At 63.9% G+C, this 20,329-nt stretch carries 18 protein-coding genes and 1 tRNA gene; 16 read left to right on the top strand and 3 right to left on the bottom strand.

Annotation, left to right across the window (positions count from 1 at the left end; all coding sequences use genetic code 11):
• The first annotated feature begins 3 nt into the window (after nucleotides 1-3).
• Together ruvX and mltG are read left to right on the top strand one after the other, a co-directional pair.
• Nucleotides 4-486 carry a Holliday junction resolvase RuvX gene (gene ruvX, locus JF70_RS04430; protein WP_082069392.1) on the top strand — a complete coding sequence of 161 codons (483 nt, stop codon included), beginning with the start codon at nucleotides 4-6 and terminating at the stop codon, nucleotides 484-486.
• Nucleotides 487-1,683, top strand: a complete 1,197-nt coding sequence (gene mltG, locus JF70_RS04425) for an endolytic transglycosylase MltG (RefSeq protein ID WP_045935435.1) — start codon at nucleotides 487-489, stop codon at nucleotides 1,681-1,683.
• 30 nt (nucleotides 1,684-1,713) lie between these two features.
• Here mltG and JF70_RS04420 read toward each other — a convergent pair whose 3' ends face one another.
• The gene (locus tag JF70_RS04420; RefSeq protein WP_045935434.1) at nucleotides 1,714-2,187 is read right to left on the bottom strand and encodes a hypothetical protein; all 474 of its coding nucleotides are present in this window, start codon (nucleotides 2,185-2,187) and stop codon (nucleotides 1,714-1,716) included.
• 62 nt (nucleotides 2,188-2,249) lie between these two features.
• Between JF70_RS04420 and aroC the strand changes: the two genes are divergently transcribed.
• The 12 genes from aroC to JF70_RS04360 all read left to right on the top strand — a co-directional run bounded on the left by aroC (nucleotide 2,250) and on the right by JF70_RS04360 (nucleotide 17,635).
• Entirely contained in the window at nucleotides 2,250-3,443 is a 1,194-nt protein-coding gene (aroC, locus tag JF70_RS04415) for a chorismate synthase (protein WP_045935433.1), read from the top strand.
• A gap of 13 nt (nucleotides 3,444-3,456) precedes the next feature.
• Nucleotides 3,457-5,088 (top strand): bifunctional shikimate kinase/3-dehydroquinate synthase, encoded by a 1,632-nt coding sequence (locus JF70_RS04410; RefSeq protein ID WP_045935432.1) that lies wholly within the window; start codon nucleotides 3,457-3,459, stop codon nucleotides 5,086-5,088.
• 3 nt (nucleotides 5,089-5,091) lie between these two features.
• Nucleotides 5,092-5,562: a type II 3-dehydroquinate dehydratase gene (gene aroQ, locus JF70_RS04405; protein WP_045935431.1), complete on the top strand. Its 471-nt coding sequence runs from the start codon at nucleotides 5,092-5,094 to the stop codon at nucleotides 5,560-5,562.
• Entirely contained in the window at nucleotides 5,559-8,102 is a 2,544-nt protein-coding gene (locus JF70_RS04400; RefSeq protein ID WP_045935430.1) for an excinuclease ABC subunit UvrA, read from the top strand. The genes aroQ and JF70_RS04400 overlap by 4 nt, the downstream gene beginning before the upstream one ends.
• A gap of 65 nt (nucleotides 8,103-8,167) precedes the next feature.
• Nucleotides 8,168-9,832 (top strand): CTP synthase, encoded by a 1,665-nt coding sequence (locus JF70_RS04395; protein ID WP_045935429.1) that lies wholly within the window; start codon nucleotides 8,168-8,170, stop codon nucleotides 9,830-9,832.
• A 260-nt stretch (nucleotides 9,833-10,092) separates the two neighbouring features.
• Entirely contained in the window at nucleotides 10,093-11,547 is a 1,455-nt protein-coding gene (gene sufB / locus JF70_RS04390) for a Fe-S cluster assembly protein SufB (protein WP_154313578.1), read from the top strand.
• Entirely contained in the window at nucleotides 11,547-12,773 is a 1,227-nt protein-coding gene (gene sufD / locus JF70_RS04385; protein WP_045924506.1) for a Fe-S cluster assembly protein SufD, read from the top strand. Before sufB ends, sufD begins: the two co-directional genes overlap by 1 nt.
• A 1-nt stretch (nucleotide 12,774) precedes the next feature.
• Complete coding sequence (gene sufC / locus JF70_RS04380) at nucleotides 12,775-13,554, top strand: Fe-S cluster assembly ATPase SufC (RefSeq protein ID WP_045924505.1); 780 nt, start codon at nucleotides 12,775-12,777, stop codon at nucleotides 13,552-13,554.
• A gap of 21 nt (nucleotides 13,555-13,575) precedes the next feature.
• Nucleotides 13,576-14,850 (top strand): SufS family cysteine desulfurase, encoded by a 1,275-nt coding sequence (locus JF70_RS04375; RefSeq protein WP_045935428.1) that lies wholly within the window; start codon nucleotides 13,576-13,578, stop codon nucleotides 14,848-14,850.
• Nucleotides 14,851-14,910: 60 nt separating this feature from the next.
• Nucleotides 14,911-15,498 (top strand): Fe-S cluster assembly sulfur transfer protein SufU, encoded by a 588-nt coding sequence (sufU, locus tag JF70_RS04370; protein ID WP_045935427.1) that lies wholly within the window; start codon nucleotides 14,911-14,913, stop codon nucleotides 15,496-15,498.
• Nucleotides 15,495-16,217, top strand: coding sequence for a metal-sulfur cluster assembly factor (locus JF70_RS04365; RefSeq protein ID WP_045935426.1), 723 nt, complete (start codon nucleotides 15,495-15,497; stop codon nucleotides 16,215-16,217). The genes sufU and JF70_RS04365 overlap by 4 nt, the downstream gene beginning before the upstream one ends.
• Nucleotides 16,218-16,318: 101 nt before the next feature.
• Nucleotides 16,319-17,635: a uracil-xanthine permease family protein gene (locus JF70_RS04360; RefSeq protein WP_045935425.1), complete on the top strand. Its 1,317-nt coding sequence runs from the start codon at nucleotides 16,319-16,321 to the stop codon at nucleotides 17,633-17,635.
• 130 nt (nucleotides 17,636-17,765) lie between these two features.
• Here JF70_RS04360 and JF70_RS04355 read toward each other — a convergent pair whose 3' ends face one another.
• Entirely contained in the window at nucleotides 17,766-18,641 is an 876-nt protein-coding gene (locus JF70_RS04355; RefSeq protein WP_045935424.1) for a TrmH family RNA methyltransferase, read from the bottom strand.
• 238 nt (nucleotides 18,642-18,879) lie between these two features.
• Nucleotides 18,880-18,968 (bottom strand) — tRNA-Leu (locus tag JF70_RS04350).
• 118 nt (nucleotides 18,969-19,086) lie between these two features.
• On the opposite strand from JF70_RS04350, the gene JF70_RS04345 reads away from it, so the two are divergent.
• Nucleotides 19,087-19,887, top strand: a complete 801-nt coding sequence (locus tag JF70_RS04345) for a 16S rRNA (uracil(1498)-N(3))-methyltransferase (RefSeq protein WP_045935423.1) — start codon at nucleotides 19,087-19,089, stop codon at nucleotides 19,885-19,887.
• 89 nt (nucleotides 19,888-19,976) lie between these two features.
• Nucleotides 19,977-20,324 carry a histidine triad nucleotide-binding protein gene (locus tag JF70_RS04340; RefSeq protein WP_045935422.1) on the top strand — a complete coding sequence of 116 codons (348 nt, stop codon included), beginning with the start codon at nucleotides 19,977-19,979 and terminating at the stop codon, nucleotides 20,322-20,324.
• The last annotated feature ends 5 nt before the right edge of the window (nucleotides 20,325-20,329 follow it).

Here is a 20,329-nt window from a genome sequence, read left to right as displayed (position 1 = left end):
CCCGTGGGATCACAGACAGCCGTGTGGCTGGGGGTGGATCTTGGTGAGGCCAGGGTGGGTCTGGCCCTGTCGGACCCGGAGCTGACCCTGGCCTTTCCCGCTGGCAACATCAGGGTTCAGGGTGACTACTTCCAAGCCCTGGACCAGGTGGAAGACCTGATTATGGACAAATGCGTGTCCAGGGTCGTAGTCGGACACCCCCTGCTTCTGAGCGGCCAGGCTGGTCGCAGCGCCAAAAAGGCGGCCCGTTGGGTGCGTGCCCTGACCGGTCGCCTGCAGGAGGCGGCCCAGGATGCCGATATTGCCCCTGAGCAGCTGCCCAGTGTAGTATTGCGAGACGAACGACTGACGACCGTCAGCGCCCATCGCCAGCTCTACGATGCCCGTGTGGACGGGCGAAGACATCGTCCCGTGGTCGATCAGCAGTCCGCTGTTGTGCTGTTGCAGTCGGCCCTGGACGACCAACGTGCCGACAAGGAGTGCTAATTGGCCGACGACATGCAGGAATTCTTCCAGGACAAGGTCCAGTGGGTTGCCGATGGGCAGGCCCCGGTTTCCGCCATGCCGCCGCGTCCTCCTCGTTCACGCCGTGAGATGCGCCGTCGGCGCGAAAGGCGCAAGCATCGCAAGCAGATCATGACCATCATCATCGCCCTTGCGGTCGTGCTGGCCACCTCCTGTGTGGTGATTCTGGTAGGTGGGCTGCGCCATGGCGCCCCCCGGATCGTAGCCACCAAGGAGGTCGCCCCCGACTATCCAGGCCCGGGCGGACAGCCCCTGGAGTTCACGGTCGAGAGCGGCCAGGGGGCTGATCAGGTGGGCGCCAATCTGGTCAAGGCGGGGGTGGTCAAGTCCACGGCCGCCTTCCTGCAGGCCATCTCCAGCGCCCAGTCCGAATCCAGGCTCCTGCCCGGCACCTTCGATCTGCGTCTGCGGATGAAGGCCTCCGACGTGGTGGCCATTCTGACCGACCGAAGTAAGGCCGGAGGCTTTCTGCAGGTGAGGGCCGGCGAGCGGGTCCGCGATGTGGTTGCCCGGGCCGCCCAGCTCTCCGGTGTTCCACAGAGCGAATTCGATGCCCTGATCCAGGCCAAGGGCGAGGATATCCTGCCCCAGGAGGCGCAGGGCAACTTCGAGGGGTGGCTGCAGCCTGGCGAGTACGACGTGCGCAAGGCCGGGTCGGCCAAGGCCATCCTGGGCAACCTGGTCTCCAAGCGGATCGAGCACCTGGACCAGTTGGGCGTACCCGGCGGCCAGGAGCGGCAGACCATACTCAACACGGCCTCCATCACCGAGGCCGAGGTCAACAAGTCGGAATACTACAGCAAGGTGGCCCGGGTCATCGAAAACCGATTGGCCAAGGGAATGCCTCTGGGCATGGACAGCACTGTGGCCTACTCCAACAATGTCTCCGCCTTGAAGCTGACCGATGCCATGCTGAAGAATGCCAACGACCCCTACAACACCAGGGTCCATCAGGGTCTGCCACCAGGCCCCATCGGCAGCCCGGGAGACGAGGCCATCCAGGCTGTCATGCACCCCGAGTCGGGCGATTGGCTCTATTTCGTGACCGTCAACATGGATACCGGAGAGACCAGGTTCAGCGACAACCCGGATCAGTTCAACCGCGACGTCAAGGAGTACAAGGCCTGGGAGTCCCAGCACAACGAGCAGGGCAAGTAGCGTATTGTCCCTGGATCTCAGTTGCCGGTCCTAGATGGCTGCGATGAGCAGGGCCACCACCGCTGCGGCCAGGATGACCGGGACGTAGGCCAGCGAGAGAGGGTCGTCTGTCCTGGCCGACCCGCGGCGACGGGCCAACCAGACCAGAGCCAGGGCGGCCAGCCCCAGCAGGCCCATCATCAGCCACCAGACCAGGATGGTGGTCCATCCCAGAACAGACAGGCTCAGGGCGACCAGACCCGTAGCCGTCACATCGCCCAGTCCCAGGGCGCCGGGTCGGACCAGAGCCAGCAAGAGCTGAAGGCCTGAACATGCCAGGGTCAGTAGCAGGCACTGCACCAGCAGCATCGGTTGAGCCTGGATCAGGCAAAAGCACAGCAGGGTCACGGTCTGCAGTATCAGTCCGAAGAACACCAGAAGACGTGGGACTCGCCGGGAACGGATATCGATCAGGGCCAGGAGGAGGGCGGTCAGCAGTCCCGGCGCTGGGATGAGGTAGACCATCTTCTAAGATAATCATAGGTAGCCCTAACCTGGCAAACGAGGAACGAACGAGGAGCTTGAATATGTTGCGCTGGCAGACGGCAGGGGAATCCCATGGAGAGGCCCTGGTGGCCATGATGGAGGGTCTGCCCGCAGGGGTTGCCGTGTCCACCAAGGACATTGAATCGGCCCTGGCCCGTCGTCGGCTGGGCTATGGCCGCGGGGCCAGAATGGGCTTTGAGCAGGACAAGGTGCGTCTGCTGACCGGAGTCAGGCATGGGCGCACGCTCGGTTCACCGGTGGCCATCGAGATCGGCAACACGGAGTGGCCCAAGTGGGAGCGGATCATGAGCGTGGACGAGCTGCCCGCCGATCAGGAGCCCCCGGCGACCGGTCGCAACGCCCCGCTGACCAGGCCCAGGCCCGGCCACGCCGATCTGACCGGCATGCGCAAGTACGGATTCACGGATGCGCGTCCCGTCCTTGAGCGCTCCTCGGCCAGGGAGACCGCCTCCAGGGTGGCCCTGGGATCGGTGGCCGCAGACTTCCTGCGGCAGGCCCTGGGCATACGGACCGTCTCCCACGTCATCTCCATAGCCGGGGTCGGCCTGGAGGGGCATGAGGTCACGCCCGGCCCTGAGGACGGACCCGCCTTGGACGCCTCGCCGGTCAGGACCTTGGACAAGGACGCCGAGAAGCAGATGATGGCCAAGATCGACCAGATCAAGAAGGACGGCGACACCGCCGGCGGGGTCTTCGAGGTCATCGCCTATGGCGTGCCTGCAGGCCTGGGCACCTATGTGGAGGACGACCGGCGTCTGGATGCGGCCCTGGCCGCCGCCTTCATGGGCATTCAGGCCATCAAGGGCGTGGAGATCGGCGACGGATTCAGGGAGGCTGATCGCCCTGGTTCACAGGCCCATGACGAGATGGAGCCCGGTCCGGACGGCACCATCCGCAGGCTCAGCAACCACGCAGGCGGACTGGAGGGCGGCACCTCCAACGGCCAGCCCATCAGGGTGAGGGCTGCCATGAAGCCCATCTCCTCGGTGCCGCGGGCCCTGCGCACGGTGGATGTGGCCACCGGCCAGCCTGCCCAGGCCATCCATCAGCGTTCCGATGTGACCGCCGTGCCCGCCGCCGCAGTGATCGGCGAAGCCATGATGAACCTGACCCTGGCCCGATTCGCTTTGGAGAAGTTCGGCGGCGACTCGCTCGAGGAGGTTCGGCGCAACGCCCAGGCCTACCTCCAGTCCTGGCCCGAGCATCTGCGGTGAGGGGCGGTCTTGCATGATTGAAAGCAGCAGTATGCCCAAGGCCGTCGTCATCGGCATGCCCGGCGCGGGCAAGACCCGTCTGGGCAGGGAGACGGCCGCCCTGATCAAGGCGCCCTTCCGGGATACGGACCAGTGCATCGAGGAAGAAGCGGGTCGGTCGGTCAGTGAGATCTTCGACACTCAGGGTGAGCAGGCTTTCCGTGACATGGAGACCCGGGCGGTCCTGGACCTTTTGAAGGACTTTCCTGGTGGCATCCTGTCCCTGGGTGGAGGCGCACCCATGAGTACCGGTGTCTTCCAGGCGCTCCAGGACTATCGGCGGGCAGGCGGTGCTGTGGTCTACCTGCAGATCGACCCCGAGGAGGGCGTAAGCCGGGCGGCTCGCTCGGATCACCGCCCCCTTCTTCGCGGCGGCGCATCGGAGCGCTGGATGGCCCTCTATCGCGAGCGGCGCAGCGTCTACCAGGAGCTGGCCACCATCACCCTCAAATCCAGGAACACCACCCCCCGTGCCCTGGCCCGAAGGCTGGCCGATGCCTTGACTGAGCGGGTGGTTCACGTCAGCGGTCCCGATCCCTACGATGTGAGGATCGGCGCCGGGGTGACCGGGCGACTGCATGAGCTGCTCGGCGACCAGACCATGAGGGTGGCCCTGATTCACACCCAGCCGGTCCAGCGCCATTCCGACCATGCCCGGGCCCTGCTTCGCCAGGCAGGGTATCAGGTGGTGGATCTGACCATTCCCGACGCGGAGGCCGGCAAGACCATCCAGGTCAGCCAGGGCATCTGGGAACGTCTGGCCACCGAGGGCTTCACCCGTTCCGACGCGGTTGTGGGACTGGGCGGGGGAGCGGCCACAGACCAGGCCGGGTTCATCGCCGCCACCTGGATGCGCGGCATTCGCTATGTGAACTGCCCCACCTCCCTGCTGGCCATGGTCGATGCCTCCACCGGCGGCAAAACCGGCATCAACCTCGAGCAGGGCAAGAATCTGGTCGGCAGCTTCTATACCCCTGCCGGCGTCCTGGCTGACCTGCGGACCCTGCGGACCCTGCCCAATGAGATCTTTGTAGAGGGCCTGGGCGAGGTGGCCAAGTCCGGATTCATCATGGACGGCGGCATCCTGCGTGAGCTGGAGGAGCGGGCCGAGTCCCTGCGCGCCTTCAACGGACGGGAGTCCGACCAGTGGCTGGGCACGGTTGTCCAGGAACTGATCGAACGTACCGTAGAGGTCAAGGCCCGGCACGTCTCAGTGGACCTCAAGGAATCCGGCTTGCGGGAGTTCCTCAACTATGGTCACACCCTTGGCCACGCCATTGAGAAGATCGAACACTTCACCTGGCGGCATGGTCAGGCCGTGTCCGTGGGCATGGTCTTCGCAGCCGAGCTGGCCAGGATCACCGGCCACCTGGATCAGGAGGCGGTCGACTATCATCGGCGTCTTCTGTCTTCGCTGGGACTGAGAACCTGGTGGAATGGGGGAGACTTCGATCAGGTGTTGGCCCTCATGCATCGGGACAAAAAGGCTCGTGGCAACAAGTTGCGGTTTATCATTCTTGATGGTTTGGGCAAACCCACCCACCTGGACGACCCGCCGGTCTCGGCGCTCAAGGAGGCCTTCCAGGCCATACGCGAGGAGGGATGACAGATGGCGGATGCCTACAAGGGCAGGCAGACGGTTCTGGTGGTCAACGGACCCAACCTGGGTCGGCTGGGTGTGCGGGACCCTGAAGTCTACGGTCGTCAGGATCTGGCGACCCTGACCAGGGATTGCGAAGACTGGGGCCGGCAGCTGGGTCTGGATGTCCAGGTGCTGCAATCGGATGACGAGGGCCAGGTCATCCGTTGGATGCATCAGGCAGTGGACCAAGGCAGTGCCGTAGTGCTCAACCCGGCCGCCTTCACCCACTACAGCTATGGGCTTGCCGATGCCGCCGTCCAGGTCACCCAGGCAGGGCTGCCGCTGATGGAGGTCCATATTTCTAATCCTTCATCCCGCGAGGCCTTCCGCCGACGCAGCGTCATCTCGCCGGTGGCCACCGGCACCATCACCGGCATGGGCTTCTACGGTTACCGGCTGGCCCTGGAAGCAGTGGCCCACCTGTTGGAGACCGCATGAGCGAGGGCGGGGAGACCGGCAGGAAACTCTCCGCACCGCCCAAGGCCATCCTTGTCCGCGGCGCCAGGGTCCATAACCTGCGCAATCTGGATGTCGACATTCCTTTGAATCGCCTGGTGGGCATCGCGGGGGTCTCGGGTTCCGGCAAGTCCTCCCTGGCTCTGGGAGTCCTCTATGCCGAAGGCTCCCGCCGCTACCTGGAGTCCCTGTCCACCTACACCAGGAGGCGGATGACCCAGGCCCAGCGTCCCCAGGTTGACTCGGTGCGCTTCCTGCCTCCGGCTTTAGCTCTGCGTCAGCGGCCGGGCGTGGGCGGCATGCGCTCCACCTTCGGCACCGCCACCGAGCTGCTCAACGTGCTCAGGCTGATGTTCTCCCGGCTGGCCAGCCACGTCTGCCCCAATGGCCATCGCCAGGCGCCCACCCTGGCCGTGGCGGCCGAGATGCCCATCACCTGCCCGATTTGCGGCGCTAAGGTGGAGCCCCCCAGCGCCGAGGAGCTGGCCTTCAACTCCCTGGGAGCCTGCCCCACCTGCCAGGGGACCGGGACCGTGCGCGAGGTGGACGACGCCACCCTGGTCCCCGACGACAGCCTGACCATCGACCAGGGGGCCGTGGTGCCCTGGCGGACCTTCGGCTTCAATGTCCAGCCCGACATCGTTCGCGAGTTCGGAGTCCGCACCGACGTGCCCTGGCGGGATCTGACTGATCGGGAGCGGAGGATCGTCTTCGAGGGCCCGGCCGAGAAGAAGCACATCACCATCACTTCGATCAAGGGGGTCCACGAGCTGGACTTCACCTTCCGCAACGCACGGTTGACCGTGACCGAGGAGCTCAAGAGGGCCAACGACGACAAGCGTCTGGCCAAGGTGGCCAAGTTCCTGACCGAGCGGACCTGCCCGGACTGCAAGGGCACCAGGCTCAACCAGCAGGCGCGTCTGCCCGAGATCAACGGGAACAATCTGGCCGAGGTCACCTCCTGGCCCCTGGATAAGGTGCTGGACTGGGGTCGGAAACTGCCGCCCACATTGCCCGAACCCATGCGGCCCATGGCCTCGGCCCTGTGCAAGACCCTGGACGAGATGGGCAGGCGGTTGATCCAGCTGGGACTGAGCTACCTGACACTGGACCGCTCCAGTGCCTCCCTGTCCACAGGTGAGCGGCAGCGGGCCCAGTTGGCCAGGGCCGTGCGTAACGAGACCACCGGCGTGCTTTATGTGCTGGACGAGCCCTCGACCGGTCTGCATCCTGCCAACCTGGAGGGGCTCATAGGGGTCATGCGCGACCTGCTGGCCGACGGCAATTCGGTGGTTTTCGTCGACCACGACGTCAAGGTTCTGCAATCAGCCGACTATCTGATTGAAATGGGTCCCGGGGCAGGGGAGCGCGGCGGCAGGATACTCGCCCAGGGAGCCCCAGAGCGAATCGCCGCAGACACGGATTCGCGCATCGCCGGCTTTTTGGACGGACGTGAATCCGTTTTGGTACGGGACCGGCATCCCATGCCTGCAGGGAATGGGTGGATCCACATGCAGTCAGGACCCATTCACACGGTCCATCCTCTGGATCTGGCCATTCCTCGTGGGTGCATGACGGCTGTGACCGGCGTATCCGGCTCCGGCAAGACCACCATGATCCTGGAGTCCCTGGTCCCGGCCCTTCAGGCCCGCATCCAAGGCCACCCCATGCCCAAGCATGTGCATAGCCTGGATCCGGCGGGCATCGACAGGGTTCGCCTGGTGGACTCCTCGCCCATCGGCATCAACGTGCGCTCCACGGTGGCCACCTACTCGGGGCTCATGGACCGGCTGCGCCGCCTCTTTGCAGCCACTGACCAGGCGAAAAAGGACAAGCTCGGCATCTCGGCATTCTCATACAACACCGGATCCCTGCGCTGCCCACAGTGCGACGGAACCGGGCAGATCAGCCTGGACGTGCAGTTCCTGCCCGACATCCCCATCACCTGTCCCAGCTGCCAGGGTCGTCGATACCGTCCGGAGGCCGAGCACTATCGCCTGTCCACGCCGTCCCACCAGGAGCCGCTGAGCCTGCCCGATCTGCTGGCCATGGAGGTGGGCCGGGCCCTGGAGGTCTTCGCACAGGGCCGCGAGTACACAGCTATCCGCCGAGGCTTGCAGACCTTGAAGGACCTGGGCCTGGACTACCTGACCCTGGGGGAGGACACCCCATCCCTGTCTGGCGGGGAGGCCCAGCGGCTGAAGCTGTCCAACGAGCTGGGCCGCAGGCAGAACGGCTCCATGTTCGTCCTGGACGAGCCCACCACCGGCCTGCATCCCTTGGATGTGCGCGTCCTAATCGGAGTGCTGGAACGTCTGGTCAGCAAGGGGGCCACGGTTGTCTTCATCGAGCACGATCTGGACATGATCGCCAACGCCGACCATGTGGTCGATATGGGCCCGGGGGGCGGTGATCGGGGCGGAAGAATCGTGGCCCAGGGCGACCCTGAATCCGTGGCCCGCAACCCGGATTCGGTGACCGGCCGTTACCTGGGCGACCACCTGCATCTGAGCCGTGCCTGAATCCGTCCCTCCTCCTCGAGTGTTGGCCGGTTTCTGGTCGCTCCTGCCTGATAGGCTGAAGTTCCATGGTCAGAGAACATGGAAATTCGCAAGGGCATATCACCAAACACATTTTCGTCACCGGCGGCGTGGTCTCTTCACTGGGCAAGGGGCTGACCGCATCCTCTCTGGGCCGACTGCTGAGAAGCCGCGGAATCCGCGTTCTTCAACAGAAGCTGGATCCCTACATCAACGTCGATCCGGGGACCATGAACCCCTTCCAACACGGCGAGGTCTACGTGACCGAGGACGGGGCCGAGACCGACCTGGACATCGGCCACTATGAGCGTTTCACCGACGTCTTCCTCTCCCAGAAGGCCAACGTGACCACCGGCCAGATCTACCAGTCCGTCCTGCGCAAGGAGCGGGCGGGGGAGTACCTGGGCCAGTGCGTCCAGGTCATTCCCCACGTGACCAACGAGATCAAGAGCCGCATGCGGGCCCAGGCCAGCGACGATGTGGATGTGATAATCACCGAGATCGGCGGGACTGTGGGCGACATCGAGTCCCAGCCCTTCATGGAGGCCGCCCGCGAGGTGCGTCGGGACATCGGCCCGGACAACTGCATGTTCGTCCATGTCTCCCTGGTGCCCTACGTGGCCGCCGCCCACGAGCTCAAGACCAAGCCCACCCAGCACTCGGTCATGGCCCTGCGCCAGCTGGGCATCGCCCCCGATGCCCTGGTGCTGCGCTCGGACCGGCCGCTCAACCAGGGCATTAAGGACAAGATCTCCCTGATGTGCGATGTGGATGCCGAGGGCGTGGTCAACTGCGTGGATGCGCCCAGCATCTACGACGTGCCCAAGATTCTCTACAAGGAGGGTCTGGATACCTACGTGGTGCGCAAGCTGGGGCTGCCCTTCCACGACGTCGACTGGAACGAGTGGGAGGACCTGCTGGACCGGGTCCATAACCCCCGTACCAAGGTGGCCATCGCCATCGTGGGCAAGTACATCGACCTGCCTGACGCCTACCTGTCGGTCATCGAGGCGCTGAAGGCCGGCGGCTTCGCCAACTGGTCCCAGGTGCAGGTCAAGCTGGTGGCGGCCGACACCTGCGAGACCATGGATGGTGCCCGCAAGGCCCTGGAGGGCGTGGACGGCATCGTGGTCCCCGGAGGCTTCGGCATCCGCGGCATCGAGGGCAAGATCGGCGCCCTGCGTTACGCCCGCGAGACCGGCCTGCCAGCCCTGGGACTCTGCCTGGGTCTGCAGTCCATGGTCATCGAGTTCGCCCGCCACGTCCTGGGGCTTGAGGACGCCAACTCCTCGGAGTTCGAGCCTGACTGCGAGAACCCGGTCATCGCCACCATGGAGGAGCAGAAGGACATCGTGGCCGGCCACGGCGACATGGGCCACACCATGCGGCTGGGCGCCTACCCGGCGGTGCTCAAGCCCGATTCCCTGGTGGCCCGGCTCTACGGCTCCACCGAGATCTCCGAGCGTCACCGCCACCGTTACGAGGTCAACGTGGCCTACAAGGAGCGGCTGGATAAGGCCGGACTGCACATCTCGGGCACCAGCCCGGACGGGCAGCTGACCGAGTTCGTGGAGCTCTCCCAGGACCAGCACCCCTTCTATGTGGGCACCCAGGCCCACCCGGAGTTCAAGTCCCGGCCCACCAAGCCGCACCCTCTCTTCGCCGGCCTGGTCAAGGCCAGCCTGGAGCACGGGGGCCAGGAGGCCGCCTGAGGTCGATTCCTTTCGGACCCTTTCGGTATGATCGCTCGTTTCCCTCTTGTGGGGAGGCGGGCGATTGTCCATATCGGCGCTCTTGTCAAGAGGAAGTGTCGGATTCCTTAGAGAGCGTAAGCCCGGGTCTGGCGGTTCACCAGTGCCCCGGTTATCCTGTAATGGTGTGATCGGCCGCATATGGCGGCCGTGCGTGTGTTAGGAGGTCTCAGCTCGTGGACAGCACCTCGCAGCGGACAGACACATCGCGGGATGTGGAAATGAGCCAGTATGTGGCCGACCGCTCCCGCGTCAATGAAGAAAAAATCAAAAAAGACGACCAGATCATCTCCGAGTTCGGCGACTATACCTATGGCTGGCATGACTCCGACGATGCCGGGCGCAACGCCCACAAGGGCATCGACGAGGACGTGGTCCGGGCGATCTCGGCCGACAAGGGCGAGCCTGACTGGATGCTGCAGATGCGTCTCAAGGGTTATCGGGCCTTCATGGAGAAGCCCATGCCCAAGTGGGGCGTGGATTTGAGCGGGTTCGATGCCGACGACTTCAAGTACTACGTCAAGCCCTTGAAGGAGCAGGCCAAGGACTGGAAGGACCTGCCCGACGACATCCGCACCACCTATGACCGGCTGGGCATCCCCGAGGCCGAGAAGAAGCGGTTGGTCTCCGGCGTTGCCGCCCAGTACGAGTCCGAGGTCATCTACAACTCCATCCGCGAAGACCTGCGCAAACAGGGAGTCATCTTCCTGGATACGGACACGGCCCTCAAGGAGTACCCGGACCTCTTCCGCAAGTACTTCGCCACGGTCATCCCTCCGGATGACAACAAGTTCGCCGCCCTGAACACGGCGGCCTGGTCGGGCGGATCCTTCGTATACGTGCCCAAGGGCGTCCATGTGGACATCCCCTTGCAGGCATACTTCCGCATCAACACGCCCAACATGGGGCAGTTTGAGCGCACGCTGATCATCGCCGACGAGGGTTCCTACGTCCACTATGTGGAAGGCTGCACGGCCCCCATCTACTCCACCGACTCCCTGCATGCGGCCAACGTGGAGATTGTGGTCGAGCCCCACGCCCGTGTGCGCTACACCACGGTCCAGAACTGGTCCAACAACGTCTACAATCTGGTCACCCAGCGTGCCTATGTGCGCGAGGGCGGCACCATGGAGTGGGTTGACGGCAACATCGGGTCCAAGGCGACCATGAAGTACCCGGCCTGCATCCTGGCCGAGCCCTACGCCAAGGCCGAGACCCTCTCCCTGGGCTTCGCCGGCAAAGGCCAGTACCAGGACACGGGCGCCAAGATGATCCACCTGGCACCCCACACCTCCTCCACCATCGTCTCCAAGTCCATCTCCCGCAACGGGGGGAGGGCCGCATACCGTGGCCTGGTCAAGATCATCAAGGGGGCCGAGAAGTCCTCCTCCTCGGTGGTCTGCGATGCCCTGCTGGTGGACGACTACTCCCGCTCGGACACATACCCGCACGTGGATGTTCGCGAGGACGACGTCTCCATGGCCCACGAGGCCACCGTCTCCAAGGTCTCCGAGGACCAGCTCTTTTATCTGATGAGCCGCGGCCTGGAGGAGAAGGAGGCCATGGGCATGATCGTGCGCGGGTTCGTGGAGCCCATCTCCCGGCAGCTGCCCATGGAGTACGCGTTGGAGCTCAACCGCTTGGTCGAATTGCAGATGGAGGGTTCGGTAGGCTGATGTCACAGAAGAGCGAAGTAACCATTCCGCACGCGGATCCCAAGGATCCCTATGCTTTCCCGGCCACCATGCCGTCCAGCGCCGACAAGGAGCCCCGCTCCTTCGATCCTGACGACTTCCCCATGCCCACCCGCAAGCAGGATGACTGGCGGTTCACCCCCATCGACCGGATGGAGGAGTTCTTCACCGTCTTCCAGCCCAGCGGCCTGACCAAGGTCTCGGTCTCCATGATCGACGGGTCGGAACCGCCTGCGGACCAGGTCAGCTTCAGCCGGATTCCCATGGATCAGGCCCCCTGCGGCACCGTCCTCAAGCCCAGCGACCGAGCAGCCGCTGTGGAGTGGGCCAGCGGCAAACAGGCGACCGTGGTCAACCTCAGGGGCACCCTGGATCAGCCCGTGCTGGTCCGTGTGGACGGCGGCGGCCCTGAATTGGATGCCTTCCACCTGGTCATCAAGGCAGAGGCGGGCACCAAGGCCGATCTGGTGGTTGAGCACCAGGGCCAGGCACGTCTGGCTGAGGGCGTTGAAATCGACATCGGTGACAATTCGCAGATGTCGACCACCTTCATCCAGGAGTGGGACAAGGGCAGCAAGCATGTAGGCAACCACCGCATCCACCTGGGCGCCGAGGCCTCCCTGCGTCACTCGGTGGTCAGCCTGGGCGGCGATGTGGTGCGGTTGCGCATGGACCAGGACTTCGGCGGCGAGCAGGGCGACCTGAACATGCTGGGCATCTATTTCGTCGATCCCGGCCAGCACATGGAGCACCGGACCATGGTGGTGCACAACCATCCCAACTGCAAGTCCCGTGTGGTCTACAAGGGGGCCTTGGACGGAATCGGCGCGCACACCACCTGGGTGGGCAACGCGCTCATTCAGCCCACCGCGCCTGGAACCGACTCCTACGAGCTCAACAGGAATCTGGTGCTGACCCCTGGGGCCATCGCCGACTCCGAGCCCAACCTGGAGATCGAGAACGGCGACATCATCGGGGCAGGCCATGCCAGTTCGGTCGGACGCTTCGACGACGAGGAACTCTTCTACCTGCAGTCCCGCGGCATCCCCGAGCAGGAGGCCCGCAAGCTGGTGGTTCGGGGCTTCTTCGGCGAACTGGTGGAGGAGATCGACGTCCCCAGCGTCTCCGGGCACCTGATGGGGGTCATCGACCGCAGGCTGGCGGCCGGCGAGGATCAAGAGATGCAGCACGTTTTGGAGGAGAACTGACATGTCCACATTGGAAATCAAGGATCTGCACGTCTCAGTGGAGACCAAGGAGGGTCGCAAGCAGATCCTCAAGGGGGCCACGCTGACCGTCCACTCCGGTGAGACCCACGCCATCATGGGGCCCAACGGGTCGGGCAAGTCCACCCTGGCCTACACCCTGGCGGGTCATCCCAAGTATGAGGTGGATTCGGGCCAGGCCCTGCTGGATGGGCACGATCTGCTCAAGATGACCCCGGACGAGCGGGCCAAGGCCGGACTCTTCCTGGCCATGCAGTACCCGGTCGAGGTGCCGGGTGTGTCCATGACCAACTTCCTGCGTACCGCCAAGACCGAGGTCGACGGCAAGGCCCCGGCCATCCGCCAGTGGACCAAGGATCTGAACGATGCCATGAAGCGGCTGCGCATGGATTCCAAATTCGCCCAGCGCTCGGTCAACGAGGGCTTCTCGGGCGGCGAGAAGAAGCGGGCCGAGGTCCTGCAGCTGGAGCTGCTCAAGCCCAAGTTCGCCATCCTGGACGAAACCGACTCCGGGCTGGACGTGGACGCTCTGCGCATCGTCTCCGAAGGGGTCAACAGGGCCAAGGAGAACACCGGCATGGGCGTGCTCATGGTCACCCACTACACCAGGATCCTCAAGTACATCAAGCCTGACATCGTCCATGTCTTCGCTGACGGTCGCTTCGTGAAGACCGGCGGTCCCGAGCTGGCCGACACCCTGGAGGAGACCGGGTACGACCAGTACCTGCCCGAGGGTGCCAACTCGGAATCAGCCCTGGCCTGAGGATAAGAGAAGAGGTCCGCAATGGTCATCGATGACAGCATCCGGCAGCAGTTTCCGATTCTGGACCAGCAGGTGCATGGCCACCCCCTGGTCTATCTGGATTCGGCTGCCACTGCCCAGAAGCCCCTGGCGGTCATCGATGCCGTTCGGGACTTCTATCTGAAGGACAATGCCGGGGTGCATCGGGGCGCGCACGAATTGGCCGCCCGCAGTACCATGGCCTTCGAGCATGCCCGCTCCCGCGTGGCCGCCCTGGTCGGCGCAGAAGGCCAGGAGGGCGGAGAGGAGATTGTCGTCACCGCCGGGGCCACAGCCGCTCTGAACCTGTTGGCCACCTCCTTCGGAAACGCCAGCCTGGGCCGTGGAGGCAAGGCAGCACGTCGATTCGCCCTGAAGCCTGGCGATGAAGTCGTGGTCAGCAAGGCCGAGCACCACTCGGTCCTCCTGCCCTTCCAGGAGCTCTGCTACCGGACCGGGGCGGTCCTCAAGTACTTTGATCTGGACCATGAAGGCCGTGTTCTGGCCGATACCGCCGACCAGGTCATCACCGAGCGGACCAAGGTGGTCGCCGTCACCCACGTCAGCAATGTGACCGGCGCCATCACCAACATCGAGCCTATCGTCCGTCGTGCCCACCAGGTGGGCGCCCTGGTGGTGCTGGATGTGTGCCAGTCGGTGCCTCACCTGCCTATCGATCTGCATGCCATGGATGTGGACTTCGCCGCCTGGAGTGCGCATAAGATGTATGGCCCCACCGGCGTGGGCTTCCTCTATGGCCGCCGAGAGCTGCTTGAGGCCCTGCCTCCGGCATCATTCGGCGGATCCATGGTGGAGCTAGCCTATCTGGACCGTCCAGCCAGCTACATGGATCCTCCGGCCCGGTTCGAGGCCGGTACCCAGCCGGTGGCCCAGATGATAGGTGCTGGCGTAGCCGCCGATTGGCTGATGGATCTGGGTATGGAGAACGTGGCCGAACACGAGAAGGCCATCACCGCCGGTCTGTTGAGGCTGGGGGAGTTGGACGGGGTACGCATCCTGGGGCCGACCACTCCGAAGGATCGGATCGGCACGGTCGCCTTCGACGTGCAGGGGGTCCATCCCCATGACGTGGGCCAGTATGTGGATTCGCGCGGCATCGCCATCCGCGTGGGACACCACTGCGCCCAACCGGTCCATCGACACTTCGGCCTGATGGCCTCCAACCGGGCCTCGACCGGCGTGTACAATACCGTGGCCGACACGGATGCCCTGCTGGATGCCGTCTCCGGGGTCCGCAAGTTCTTCCGGGTGGCCTGAGGGTCTTCACCGGCAGCGCATCGACGGTTTTGGCAAAGACATACTGGTAGGTTTGAGGACATGGCGGATTTCGGGATGGATGACGAGGAACTGGAGCAGATGTACCAGGAGGTGATCCTGGATGCAGCCCGGGATCCTCACGGGCGTGTAGGGGATCAGGCTGGTGCCGGGGGGGACCCGGCTGGCGACGGCGTGACCATCAGGGTGGAGCATGAGGCCTGCCTGGCTGCCGAGTCCCATCAGTTCAATCCCACCTGCGGAGATCAGGCCACCATCCATGTGGAGGTGGCGCCCGGCGAGCAGGGTGGTCCCGACCTCATCCAGCGGATCGTCTGGCAGGGTTCGGGTTGCTCAATCAGCCAAGCCAGCCTGTCCATCATGGTGGATCTGGTCCAGGGGCAGACCGTCGATCATGCCATGGACCTGGCTGCCGACTTCCGCAAGCTCATGGAGTCGCGCGGAGCCGGACTTGAGGATGAGAAGACGCAGGACGCTCTTGGCGATGCCATGGTCTTCCAGGGCGTGTCCAAGTATCCCATGCGAATCAAGTGCGCCCTGCTGGGCTGGGAGGGCATGAAGGCCTCGGTGGCCCAGGCCCTGTCAGCTGGACGAGAAGGCGACAAAGGTGAGAAGGAGGAGCAGGTATGAGCGGTAATACGAATCTGGTGCCCGAACCCCAGGACTCCATCCTGGCCTCGGTGGGCAGGGCCATCAGCGATCCCGGCACGGCACAGGCCCTGGCCAGCAATCCCCTGGGTGCCGAGACGGTTCTGAAGTCGGCCGAAGGCGGTTCCATGCGTCAGGTTGACGGCCAGGCGGACAAGAAGTCCGATTCGGCCAAGTCTGACGATCAGCGTGCCAACACAGCTAACTCTGAAGGCTCCCCTGAAGGCCCGTCAGCGGACCAAGGCTCGAGTGCCCAAACCCCAGCCAGTGCGTCGGCCGCCAATGGTGAGAAGACTGCAGACCAGAATGCCGCTGATGCCGAGGCAGCCGCCGAAGAGGCCATCCCTCTCAAGGCCGTCGACGACATCGGCCGGGCCACAGCCGAGGATGTCAGGGAGGCCCTGCACCAGGTCATCGATCCCGAGCTGGGCATCGATGTGGTCGACCTGGGATTGGTCTATGGCATCGAAATCGACGAACTGGGACGGGCCATCATCACCATGACCCTGACCACGCCGGCCTGCCCGCTGACCGACCTGATCGAGGACCAATGCGCCAGCGTCCTGGCGGGCCTGGTCGAGGAGTTCCGCATCGACTGGACCTGGTCGCCGCGTTGGACCCTGGACATGATCACTCCTGAGGGTCGTGAGCAGCTGGCCGCCATCGGCTTCAATTTCGAGAACATGCCCACCTATCAGTGAGGTTATCCGCCCGGTAGACTGACCTGGGTCCTCCCATGCGAATATACTGATGTTTCCGGTCCGCCGTGACCGGCACGGCGCATGAGAGAAAGCACAGTGAAATGGCATTGTCCATGGGCTGGAAACTGCACGGCGACGGGAAAACATTGGCTCCGGGCGAAGTGGTGGAACCCGATGAGCGACTCACATGGCCACGAACGGCGGGCATCGGCGCCCAGCATGTCATCGCCATGTTCGGCTCCACCTTCCTGGTCCCCATTCTGACCGGATTCGACCCTTCTACCACCCTCTTCTTCACGGCCATGTCCACGGCCCTCTTCCTCTTGATCAACCGCAACCGTCTGCCCTCCTACCTGGGCAGTTCCTTCGGCTTCATCGCTCCCGTCCTGGCAGTGACCACCGCCCACAAGGGTCTGGCTGTGGCCTCCTTTGGGATCATGGTCACCGGCGCCCTGCTCTTCCTGATCGGCCTGATCGTCCACTTCGCCGGTTCGCGTTGGATCGATATGATCATGCCCCCGGTGGTCAACGGTGCCATCGTGGCCATCATCGGCTTCAATCTGGCGCCCTCGGCCTGGAAGAACTTCAAATCCGCACCATTGACCGCCCTGGTCACCCTGGTGGCCGTCATGCTGATAGCCGTCCTCTTCAGGGGTCTGATCGGCCGGCTCAACATCCTTCTGGGTGTCATCGTCGGCTACATCTTCGCGGTCACCCAGGGCCAGGTCGACTTCGCGGCTGTGGAGAAGGCCGCCTGGTTCGGTCTGCCCCACTTCCACACCCCTCAGGCCGACCCGTCCGTCCTGGCCATGTTCATCCCGGTGGTCCTGGTCCTGGTGGCCGAGAACATCGGTCACGTCAAGTCGGTGGCCCTGATGACCGGCCGCGATTATGACGATCAGATCGGAACCGCCCTGATGGCCGACGGGCTGGGCACCACGCTGGCAGGGCTGGGCGGAGGTTCGGGCACCACCACCTATGCGGAGAACATCGGCGTCATGGCCGCCACCAAGGTCTACTCCACGGCCGCCTACTGGTGCGCCGCAATCTTCGCCTTCCTGCTCTCCCTCTGCCCCAAGTTCGGGGCCATCATCAACACCATCCCCACAGGCGTTCTGGGCGGGGTCACCACCATGCTATACGGCATGATCGGCATGCTGGGCATCCGCATCTGGGTGGAGAACAAGGTGGACTTCGGCAAGTCCGTCAACATGACCGTGGGCGCCGTCGTCATGATCGTGGGCATCGCGGACTTCACCTTCGCGGTGGCCGGGGTCAGCTTCAACGGCATCGCCATCGGCTCTGTGGCAACGCTGGTCATGTACCACGGCCTCAAGGCCATCGGCCGCTGGCGGGGGACCATCGATCCTGACGACTACATTCATGAGGATTCGCCGGCCGTCTCCCAAGACCACTGATTGCGTCAGGTTCACCCGGTATTGAGCCAGGCAGTGAAAAGACTCAGGGCGGCAGGAATTTGCTACGCAGCAAAGGGCCCAGTCGGTTGGCTGGCTCGGTCGGTTGGCTGGCTCAGTCAGCTGGCTGGGATCAGCTAGCGTGTTCGGGTCTGGTCGCGTAGAAGGCCACTGCACTTGAGGCAGCCACATTCAGGCTGTCCACCTCGTGGCTCATGGGGATGCGCACGGTCAGGTCCGCCCGGGCGATGGTCCTGTGGCTTAGCCCGTCGCCTTCGGTACCGAATATCAGGGCCAGACGATCGATCCGGTCCGTCCCTGGTCCTAGGCGTTCAGCCAGTTCATCCAGGCTGATGGCATCACGGTTCAGGGCCATGGCCGCCGTGGTGAAACCCAGATCATGCAGCTGCTTCATGCCTTGGTCGGGCCAGGCGTGGACGTCATCGCCGCCAATCCTGGTCCAGGGAACCTGAAAGACCGTACCCATGGAGACCCGTGCGGCCCTGCGGTAGAGGGGATCCGAGCAGGAGGGGGTGACCAGGACCGCATCCACCTGCAGGGCTGCCGCAGAACGCATCAGGGCGCCGATGTTGGTGTGATCAACGATGTTCTCCATGACGGCCACACGCTTTGCCGAGTGGCAGATCTGCTCCACGGTTGGCAGGGGCCAGCGTCGCATGGCGGCAAGCGCGCCCCGATGCAGCCGGTACCCGGTGATGGTCTTGAGCTGTGCAGGGCTGGCCACGTAGACGGGAACATTGGGTCCGAAGGCTGCGTCCACCTGGTCGAACATGGAGCGCATTCCCTCAAGCCAGGGCTCTTCCACCAGGAAGGAAATGGGCTCAACCCCGGCATCCAGGGCACGGGCGATGACCTTGGGGGACTCGGCGATGAACAGACCCTTGGCTGGTTCCAGACGATTGCGCAGCTGCGGCTCGGTTAGCCTGGTGTAGGCCTCGATTCTGTCATCCTCGATGGAGTCGATTCTCACCTTGAGCACGCCTGCCATACCTCCTTCTCGTTCTGACAACAGCATAGGCGGCGCGACCGAAAACCAGGCCGTGGTCATTTCAGTGAAGAAGTCAGGCGATAAGTCAAAAAGGGCCGTATTGATCAGCTGCATGAATCAAAGCCACGATTCCGGCCATACATGGATTTGCGAATTCTATATGTGACACTGATCCTCGGTAAATATGCAAATTGGAAAGGATACGAACCGCGGTAGTCCCCAACGACGTGGAATCGAGTGTCCGGAACGGGAGTTGAACCCGTACGCCTGTATAAATATAGGCACTAGCACCTCAAGCTAGCGCGTCTACCATTCCGCCACCCGGACAGGTGCGTAATCGCAACGGAGATAATCATAGCATCTCAGGCGACATCGTGCACTGGGCGATCGGGGGAGCGTGTCGTCACAGTGAGTGCTTTTCGGCGGCGGGCTGTAGCCTGACACCATGACCGCACCCCTCTTCCTGCTGGATCCCGACCATGATGATTCCCCATTGGCCAGCGATGAGCTCCATACCGGCTGGCGCCTGACCCTGCCCGAGCACATCCGCCGCCATGCCCTGGGCTCCATGAGGCTGAAGAGCGGGGACCAGCTGGATCTATCGGACGGGGACGGACTGCGCATCAGCGCCCTGGTCAGGGATGCATCGACCGGCCTGGTGGAGGTCACCGCCGTTGGGCGGCAGGCACCTCCCGAGAAGGAACTGATTCTTGTTCAGGCCCTGGCCAAGGGCGGCAGGGACGAGCAGGCCATTGATATGGCCACCCAGATCGGAGTAGATCAGATCATGCCCTGGCAGGCTGACCGGTCCATAGCCAAATGGCGGCCCGGCCGCAACGACCGGCACTGGAAAGCCGCCTTGGACGCTGCCACCGAACAGAGCCGGAGGGCCTACCGCCCTCGACTGCTGGACAAGGTGGACAGCCATGGCCTGGCCTCCTGGTGCCGGAAGGCGACCGATCAGGGAAGTCTGGTCCTGGTACTGCACCAGGATGCCGACCTTGGGTGGGATGCGGTCCGCAAACGCGTACATAAGCTGCCATCGGGCTCGTCGGTCGCCATAGTTGTGGGCCCCGAAGGAGGCATTGCCGATCAGGAGATTCAGGGCATGATGAGGCAGGGGGCCCTACCGGTCCGGCTGGGGGGCAACATCCTCCGTGCCGCTTTGGCCGGACCTGTGGCCTTGACCCTGCTGGCGGACATGCTGGGTCGTTGGCACTGCGAAGCCCCTGAGCCCAGCGCATGAAGTCGCGCGCAATATACGACCTCGACAATAAGATGGAAAACAGCGAAAACGCCAAAAACAGCCATGTCGGCAAACGGTAAGGAGTGGTCATGAGCGATGACGATCGACAAGAGGACTGCATTTTCTGCAGAATCGTGGCAGGGGATGTCCCCAGCGAAAAGGTCTATGAGGATGAGACCGTCTACGCTTTCAAGGATGCCAACCCCAAGGCCACCGTCCATGTCCTGATCGTCCCGCGCCACCACTATGGGTCAGTGGCCGAATTGGCCAAGGCCGATCCCGATACCCTGGCCCACATCGTCCAGGTGGCGCAGCAGATCGCCGACAAGGACTTCCACGGAGCCTATCGGCTGATCTTCAACACGGGGGAGGACGCCGGCCAATCGGTCTTCCACGTCCACGCCCATGTCCTGACCGGACAGGTGCTGCCCGAGTGAGGCCT

The sequence above is a fragment of the Bifidobacterium mellis genome, from assembly GCF_000967265.1.
GTDB classification, from domain to species: domain Bacteria; phylum Actinomycetota; class Actinomycetes; order Actinomycetales; family Bifidobacteriaceae; genus Bombiscardovia; species Bombiscardovia mellis.
The sequence above is the reverse complement of the archived record's forward strand: the minus strand, read 5'-3'. Positions and strand labels throughout refer to the sequence as shown.